The organism is Flavobacterium reichenbachii (genome assembly GCF_002217435.1).
GTDB classification, from domain to species: Bacteria; Bacteroidota; Bacteroidia; order Flavobacteriales; family Flavobacteriaceae; genus Flavobacterium; species Flavobacterium reichenbachii.
Map to the genome: position 1 here is coordinate 1 of NZ_MUHF01000035.1, position 8,781 is coordinate 8,781.

Genomic DNA, 8,781 nt, shown 5'->3' on the forward strand with positions numbered 1-8,781 from the left:
CCTACAGGGTCATTAGGAAGCACCAATGCAGAAAAAAATACTTTGTTATCTTATTTTTCAAGACTGCAGTATGACTTTAAAGAAAGATACCTTTTTTCTGCCAGTATAAGAAGCGACGGTTCTTCTAAATTTGGAAGTGATAAACGATGGGGATCTTTTTATTCTTTGTCTCTTGGATGGAGAGTAAAACAGGAATCTTTTTTGAAAGAAGTAAACTGGCTTACAGACTTAAAATTTAGAGGAAGTGTAGGAACAAACGGAAGCAATAATATCGGAAGTTACGGATCTTATTCTACATTAGCTTCGTACAATTATTCTATCGGAGGAGCAGTTGGAATCGGACAGGGCGTGAGTTCAATACCAAATCCTTCATTACACTGGGAAGAATCTAAAAGTATTGATTTAGGAGTAGATGTGTCGCTTCTTAAAAATAGAATTTCTGCAACTTTTGAAGTCTATAGAAAGAAGAATACCGAATTATTATTGAGAGTTCCTGTTCCTTCGGCATCTGGTTTCAGCAGTTATCTGACCAATGTGGGAGCGGTTCAAAATCAAGGATGGGAGTTTGAATTAAATACTTTGAACTTTACAACCAATAGTTTTGAGTGGAGAACATCTTTAAACTTAAGCCATAACGAAAATAAAGTATTGGCATTAGGACCAGACCAAACCAAAATCGAAATTAGTAATGCTTACGATGGAGGAGTTCCGTTTGTGAAATTAGAAGTTGGAAAACCTATGTATACTATTTTTGGTTTACAGCAAAACGGTGTAGTTACTCAGTCTGATATAGATAACGGAGGGACCACTATTGGAGGAAATAAATTGGTTTTGGGAGATCCGAGATATATTGACCAAAATGGCGATAAAAAAATCAACTCAGAAGATCGTGTCGATTTAGGAAACCCAACGCCAAAATATACTTGGGGAATTACGAATAATTTTAAATACAAAGATTTCGATTTAGGCATATTGGTACAAGGACAAAATGGAGGTACAGTATACGGTTTAACAGGAAGAGCAATTGACAGAACCGGAATGGGTTCTGTAGAAAACTCACTAAATGTTGATCCTGCAGTACGAGGAAACTGGAGAACTTCTTTTGGTTATCAAGCCAATTCAGATTGGTTGTATAAATCTGATTATATCAGTATTAGAAGTATTTCTTTGGGATATAATTTAAAACAGGCAGTAAAAACAGTAAAAAGAATAGACAATGCAAGGTTATATATTACGGGCGAAAACTGGTTCTACTGGAATAAATACAAAGTAGGTTTTAACCCAGAAGCAGTAAATACTTCTGGAAGTTCAAATAGTGATTTTTCTGTTCCTGTAGATTACGGAGGTGCGCCATTAGCAAAATCAATCGTTCTGGGTCTTAACATTAATTTTAATTAAAATGAAAAAATATATTTATTTACTAGCAGCAAATTTGCTTTTATTGGGAACAGCTTCCTGTACAGAAGAGCTGACTCAGGTTCCATTATCGCAAGGTACAGAAGAGAACTTTTATGCTACGCCGGGAGATTTTAATCAGGCTAGAAATGCTGTTTATTCGGTAGCATTTCACGGAACAGGAACTTATGGTTATGCCAACAGAGTATTAAACTTAAGCGAAACCAGATCGGATAATTTATTAGCCTTGACAACTGCTTCCAGAGATTGGGAAGGAATCAACAGCTTTTATACTTCTATAAGTTCAAATACCTATGTAAAAGAAGCTTATTTGAGTAATTATAATGCAATATATAAAGCCAATCAGTTATTAGAAAAAATTGCATTAAAAGGAAATGATATTTTTACAAATCCAGTCGACAAAGCCTCTATGGTTGCAGAAGCGCGTTTTCTGAGAGCATTTTGTTATTTTGATTTGATCAGATGGTTTGGAAAAGTTCCGTTGATTGACAGAACAATGACAGCGCAGGAAACTTCTAAAATAGGAAGAAGTCCGGTTGTTGATATTTATAAATTAATAATTGCAGACTTAGAAGCCGCAATTCCAGATTTGAGCCCGTCTTATGATGCTGCCAATTTCGGACGCGTAACCAAATACGGAGCAAAAGGTTTATTAGGATTAGTATACATGACCCGTTCAAGCCCAACTTACGGAATTGATGGTGCAATGCTTGGTCTTAACGAATGGGATAAAGCATACCAGCAGCTAAATGATATTAAAACCAGCGGTTTGTATGCTTTTGGTACAGATTACGCCGCTATATTTAAAACAGAAGGAATTGCAAACAAAGAAAACATCTTAACGATTCCTTACACACAAAGTGTAGCAAGTTCTATTGGTGGTAATTTTATGGTAGAATTGGGTTATGAACCTTATTTTGCTTCTGTAAATTTATCGGCACAAGGCGCTTTAGAAGCCAGACCAATTTCTACAGGTTTCTTAAACATGTTTGCAGCAAACGACAATAGAAAAACTTTTGGCATTGCCACAAGTTATACCGTTGCAACAGGTACTTATAAAGGAAGTTACACACTTCCGGTTTTTAAAAAATACATTGACCCAACACGTTACGGAACTGGCGGACGAGAAGACTGGGGTGTTGATTTTATGGTAATGCGTTACACAGATGTATTGATGATGATGGCAGAATGCACGCTTCACGGCGGCGGCGGTTCTCAGGCAGATGTAGATGCAATTGTAAATCAGGTAAGAACAAGGGCAGGAGTGCCTGCAACTGCTGCAAATATTACACTGCCTCAATTGTTTGACGAAAGAAGAAAAGAATTCTTTTCTGAAGGAACAAGATGGTTTGATTTAATTAGATCTGGAAATGCAGTAACAATCATGAATGCCTGGAGAATTGCAGAAGATACCGGAGGAAAAATCAGAACAATAGATAATAATATGCTTCTTTATCCAATTCCGCTTCAGGAAATCCTTGCCGTTCCTGGACTCTATACGCAGAATTTAGGATACGATTAAAAATATATTGCCCCAATTTTTTTTTTCATATTTTGTTTTTTTTTGAAAGCTGTCTTTTTTAAGACAGCTTTTTGACTTTTTTTATTCAAATAAAACAGGAAGGGACAGGATGCCTATATCGTTTTCGTGTTTTATCTTTAAAATTCAGATGATCAATAGGATAAATAAAAAAAAATACATTTTAACACATAGGAACATANNTTCTATGTGTTAAAAAAAATAATTGCACTCTACAGATTTCAGGTAATAAATTTATATACAATGACTTACTCAAAAAAACTTTATTTATTTTTTATTCTTGCACTTGTGCAGCTGACAAGTATTGCACAGGTAAAATTGCCCTCTTTAGTAGGAGATAATATGGTTTTGCAGCAAAATGCAAAAGTTAATTTATGGGGATGGGCATCACCAAACGAAAAAATAACGATTCGATTAGGATGGTCAGACCAAAAAGCAGCAGTTACAGCCGATAACAATGGAAATTGGAAAACAGTTGTAGAAACTCCAAAAGGCAGTGAACAGTCTTACGAAATAACAATTGACGGCTTAAATAAAATTGTTTTAAAAAATATTCTGATCGGAGAAGTCTGGCTTTGTTCCGGACAGTCGAATATGTTTTTTCCCGTTGGAAAAGAAGAAGGAACCTGGAAAACAGGCGTTAAAAATTACGAAGAAGAAGTAAAAAATGCTTCTTATCCTTTACGACTCTTTACAGTTTTGACAAATGCTTCGCCAAAACCTTTGGAAGATGTAATTGGAAGCTGGAAAATATGTTCGCCTGAAAGCATTCAAACATTTTCTGCCGTGGCTTATTTCTTTGGCAGAGATTTATATCAAAAATTAAATGTACCAATCGGACTAATTTCGACATCGTGGGGAGGCACAAAAGCAGAAGCATGGACTGCTCAAAGTGTTTTAGAAAACGACACGGCTTTTTTACCAATTCTTCAGGAAGATGCAAAAAACGAAAAAATATATCAGGAAAAACTCGAAGCTTATTACTTGGCTTTAACCAATGAAAGAATTGCGAGCGCATCCAATACTCAAAAATCAGAATTAAAAAAGCCTAAAAAAGAAGCCAATAAAACCTCTTATGTTTTGTATAATGCCATGCTGCATCCTTTGGTAAATTATACCATAAAAGGCGCAATCTGGTATCAGGGCGAAAGCAATTCCGGAAAAGCCTATTTGTACAGAAGTTTATTTCCGGCAATGGTAAAAAGCTGGCGAGAAGAGTGGAAGCAAGGGGATTTTCCTTTTTATTATGTACAGATTACACCTCATAAGGGACAGAATGCAGAAATTAGAGAAGCACAATTATTGTCGCTTAAAACAATTCCCAACAGTGGTATGGCTGTTACAACAGACGTAGGAGACGCACAGAACATTCACCCAATAGACAAACAAACTGTAGGACACAGACTTGCCTTGATTGCCCGCGCTAAAACTTATGGAGAAAATAAACTGGTGTATTCGGGGCCAATTTACAATCATATGAAAATTAAAAAACAAAAAGTACAGTTGTTTTTTGATTATGCAGATTCGGGTTTAAAGAAAAACGGAGTACTCTTAAAAGAATTTGAAATAGCCGGAGAAGATCAGGTTTTTTATCCTGCCGATGCTAAAATTGACGGAAAAACAATCGTAGTTTCTTCATCAAAAGTAAAAAATCCTGCAGCAGTTCGTTTTGCATGGAAAGCAGTTCCGGAACCGAATTTATTTAATAATGAAAATCTGCCAGCTTCTCCTTTCAGAACCGACGAATGGCTGACAGCTGAAAAAAAATAAAGTATAAATGAACAGAAGGAAATTTTTAATCGGAAATTCTCTTGCCGTAATTGGTTTATGTCTTCCGTTTTCTGCATCGGCAGTTTCTTTGTTAGAAGATCCAAGGCTTTCAGATTTCGAAAAAAGACTTCGGCCAGTCGGGCGTGCATTAGAATTTGAGGATTATTATGTTTGGTGCAACAGTCCGATTGAAGGTCCCGATGGAAAAATTCATGTGTTTTTCTCCCGATGGAAAAAATCAAAATCGATGAGCGGCTGGATCAATGGTTCTGAAATTGCACATGCTGTTGCCGATAAACCAGAAGGTCCCTACGAATATGTAAGTACTGTTTTAGCGCCAAGAGGTCAAGGTTTCTGGGATGCTACAACCTGCCATAATCCAAGCATTCATTTTGTAGACGGCAGATATGCCCTCTTTTTTCTGGGAAATTCTAACGGCAAAATGGATACAAAACGTATTGGTTTAGCCGTTTCAGATTCACTTTACGGTCCGTGGGAAAGACCCGATCAGCCTTTGCTGCTTCCCGGAGAGCAAGGTGCGTGGGATGATCTTCTGACCACAAATCCATCCTTTTTAAAACATCCGAATGGCGAATATTGGCTGTATTATAAATCTCTGGATACCGAAAATTATATACATCCAAAATTTTCTGTAAAAGGAAATAGAAAATACGGTCTGGCAACATCAAAATCGCTTTACGGACCTTATGAAAAGTATAAAGGCAATCCGGTAATTGATTTTTCTAATTTAGGAGATAATAAACAATGCGAAGATGCTTTTGTCTGGTATGAAGGTAAAAAGTTTAAAATGTTAGCCAGAGATATGGGCGTTTTCGGCATGGATTATGGTCTTTATATGGATTCTGATGACGGAATTCATTGGAGTAAACCCTTAATTTCCTATCAGCCTTTAGATAAATATATTAAACAGCCTGAAGCGCCAAAACATTTAAACCGCTACGGACGTGCAGAACGACCGCAGCTGTTGTTTCAAAACGGAAAAGCAACCTATATGTTTACTGCTTCGCAAGGCGGAAAATACGAAACGTCTTCCGGATTTATTTTTAAAATTGTTTAAACATCAAGCAAAAAACTAAACTATCATAACCATGAAAAAATATATTATCCTTATTATCTGCATTTTGGGAATTGTGCCAGCGGTATTTTCGCAAAATTATACCAATGATACATTTCCAGACGGTTCTGCTATTCCGAATTGGTTTAAAGATTATACCAAATTGCAGCTCAAAGATTTAGGAAAACAATTTGTCCTTACAGAAAATGGAGTTGGTAAAGACAGCACCGTCGTGCAGACTGCAAAAATACAAGCTGTGATTGATAAAGCATCTGCAAAAGGCGGCGGCGTAATCGTAATTCCGAAAGGAGTTTTCTTATCCGGCGCTCTATTTTTTAAACCCAAAACGGTTTTATATGTTGCAGAAGGCGGCGTATTAAAAGGCTCTGATAATATTGCAGATTATCCGATTATGCCGTCCAGAATGGAAGGCCAGAATCTGGATTATTTCCCGGCTTTAGTCAATGCGTACGGAGTAGATAATTTTTCGATTTCAGGAAAAGGAACCATTAACGGAAATGGTAAAAAATATTGGGCTGCTTTTTGGGAAAGACGCAAAGAAAATCCAAAATGTACCAATCTGGAAGTATCAAGACCAAGATTGGTTTTTGTATGGAATTCAAATAATGTACAGCTTCAGGATGTCAGACTGATTAATTCGGGTTTCTGGACCAATCATTTTTATAAATGCAACAACGTAAAAATGCTTGATTTGTATATTTTTTCGCCTCACATAGAATTCAAAGCTCCAAGCACAGATGCAATAGATATTGATATCTGTACCAACTTTCTTGTAAAAGGCTGTTATTTATCCGTTAATGACGATGCAATTGCCTTAAAAGGAGGAAAAGGACCCTATGCAGATCAGGATAAAAATAACGGACCAAACGCCAATATTATTATTGAAGATTGTAATTTCGGATTCTGCCACTCGGCACTAACAAACGGAAGCGAATCTATTCATAACAAAAACGTAATTATGCGAAATTGTAAAATAGAAGGAGCTTCGAGATTATTATGGCTTAAAATGAGACCCGACACGCCACAGCGATATGAATATATTAGGGTAGAAGATATTAAAGGTTCTGCCAAAACTTGTCTTGCCGTTTTTGCATGGAAACAATTTTTTGATTTAAAAGGCCGTCCCGATGTGCCGTTGTCTTACGGTGATCATATCACACTAAAAAATATTGATCTTAAATGCGATACTTTTTACGGAGTAGAAAACGATCCAAATGTGCGTTTGTCCAATTTTACGTTTGAAAATTTAAATATAGAATCGGCTAAAACTACCATTGATAAAAGTCTGATAAATGGCGTTACTTTTAAGAATGTTTTTGTAAATAAAGAGGCTGTTGAATAGAGGTTCAAAGGCTCAGAGGTTCAAAGGTGCAGAGGTTTCTTCTGCACCTTTTTTATTATTGCTAAATTATTTAGGGATTTCTATATAATCTTTTAAGGCGTATTCTTTTATTTTTTTGATGTTTTCTGCAGCAGTGAGTGCATTAAGATCGGCGCCTTCTAAACCTGTGTGCGTATGATCTTTTGGAAAAAAAGTTTTTACTTTTTCTTTTCCCAAAGCTTCATATTTTAAAGCTGTTATGTCGTTTAAATCAATAAACGGGACTTTTTCTTTTTCGGCTGCAATTTTAGACCAGTTTACGTAAGTATCGGTTCTGCGTTCGGCTTTGTCGTTTGGCCATTCGTTTCTTGGCGTCAGGCTTAAAACAATCGGGATTGCGCCTTTTTCTTTCGCTTCGCGAATGAATTTTTCCATGTACCACCCAAAAGTACGAACGATTTCTTTTGAGCCGTCGGGACGAATAACTTCTTGTGTTTCATCGCCGTTTCCTTTTAGAGAACCTCTCATTTTTTCTTTATCTACAGCACCGGCATCGTTATGCCCAAACTGAATCAAAATAAAATCACCGGGTTTTAATTGATTTTTTACTTCATCCCAAAGACCTTCGTAAACAAAAGTCCGCGTGCTTCTGCCTCCTCTGGCTTTATTGATCACTTCAATTCTGGTAGTATCACAATATTTAGCAAAACAAACTCCCCAGCCCACAGCATCGGGATTATTGTTGTCTGCCATTGTAGAATCGCCAATTAAAAACACTTTTTTCTTTGCTGGAAGTTCAATTTTTGGCTGTTCTAAAATATAATTTTTTAAAGTGTTTTTGCTTTCTTTTAATTCCTTAACAATTACCGATGCCGATAAAACTGCACCTTTTGCACTAGTATGAGTATGGTCTTTTTTGTAGAAATAAGTTCCGGTTACTTTTGCTTCACCCAATTTTTCCATTGCTGCAACCATTTTTTCGTTCAAATTGATGAACGTAACTTTTTCCTTTTCGGCAATTTGTTTTGCCCATAATCCGTACGATTTGTCATTACGCGGTACTTTTTTTTCTTTCCAGTCGTTTCTCGGAATCGGCGAACAAATAATCGGAATAGCGCCTTTTGATTTTGCTTCGCGGACTACTTTCTGAATGTACCAGCCGTAACTGTGAACGGTCTCATGTTTTTTGGTCAGGATATTGTCAATTTCTTCCGTTTCATTTCCAATTCCTTTAATCGTGCCGCGTGCGCGAAGACTGTCGTTCAGAGGTCCGTCATCATTATGTCCAAACTGAATCAAAACGTAATCGCCTTTTTTAAGTTTGCCCAAAACAGCATTCCATAAACCTTTATCCTGAAAAGTTCTGCTGCTCGTACCTCCCAAAGCATGATTTTCAACATTCACTTTTGTCGTATCCAGAAACTGTCCGATATAATCGCCCCAGCCCCAAAGTCCGCCCAAACCATCGCCTTTACCATTTTTTACAGTAGAATCGCCCACCATAAAAACGGTTGGTTTGTTGTTTTGTTTTGGAGTAAAATTGAAAAATAATAACCCTAAAAAAAGGAGTGAAATTATTTTGATGGATTTCATACGTTTTAATGTTTTAAAAAAGAATACCTAACAGGTTTTAGAAAC

Annotated in this window: 6 protein-coding genes; 5 read left to right on the forward strand and 1 reads right to left on the reverse strand. The window is 36.6% G+C overall.

Annotated elements, in window-relative coordinates:
- The 5 genes from B0A68_RS22835 to B0A68_RS22855 all read left to right on the forward strand — a co-directional run.
- The coding region (locus B0A68_RS22835; protein ID WP_123947541.1) for a TonB-dependent receptor domain-containing protein at positions 1-1,398 on the forward strand (1,398 nt) is incomplete at its 5' end.
- 1 nt (position 1,399) lies between these two features.
- Entirely contained in the window at positions 1,400-2,938 is a 1,539-nt protein-coding gene (locus B0A68_RS22840) for a RagB/SusD family nutrient uptake outer membrane protein (RefSeq protein WP_035689737.1), read from the forward strand.
- 261 nt (positions 2,939-3,199) lie between these two features.
- Positions 3,200-4,726, forward strand: a complete 1,527-nt coding sequence (locus tag B0A68_RS22845; protein WP_035689876.1) for a sialate O-acetylesterase — start codon at positions 3,200-3,202, stop codon at positions 4,724-4,726.
- Between the two features lie 7 nt (positions 4,727-4,733).
- Positions 4,734-5,804 carry a glycoside hydrolase family protein gene (locus B0A68_RS22850; RefSeq protein WP_035689735.1) on the forward strand — a complete coding sequence of 357 codons (1,071 nt, stop codon included), beginning with the start codon at positions 4,734-4,736 and terminating at the stop codon, positions 5,802-5,804.
- Positions 5,805-5,835: 31 nt separating this feature from the next.
- Positions 5,836-7,164 carry a rhamnogalacturonidase gene (locus B0A68_RS22855; protein ID WP_035689734.1) on the forward strand — a complete coding sequence of 443 codons (1,329 nt, stop codon included), beginning with the start codon at positions 5,836-5,838 and terminating at the stop codon, positions 7,162-7,164.
- Between the two features lie 66 nt (positions 7,165-7,230).
- On the opposite strand, the gene B0A68_RS22860 is transcribed toward B0A68_RS22855, so the two are convergent.
- Positions 7,231-8,736: a rhamnogalacturonan acetylesterase gene (locus tag B0A68_RS22860; RefSeq protein WP_035689732.1), complete on the reverse strand. Its 1,506-nt coding sequence runs from the start codon at positions 8,734-8,736 to the stop codon at positions 7,231-7,233.
- Between the last annotated feature and the right edge of the window lie 45 nt (positions 8,737-8,781).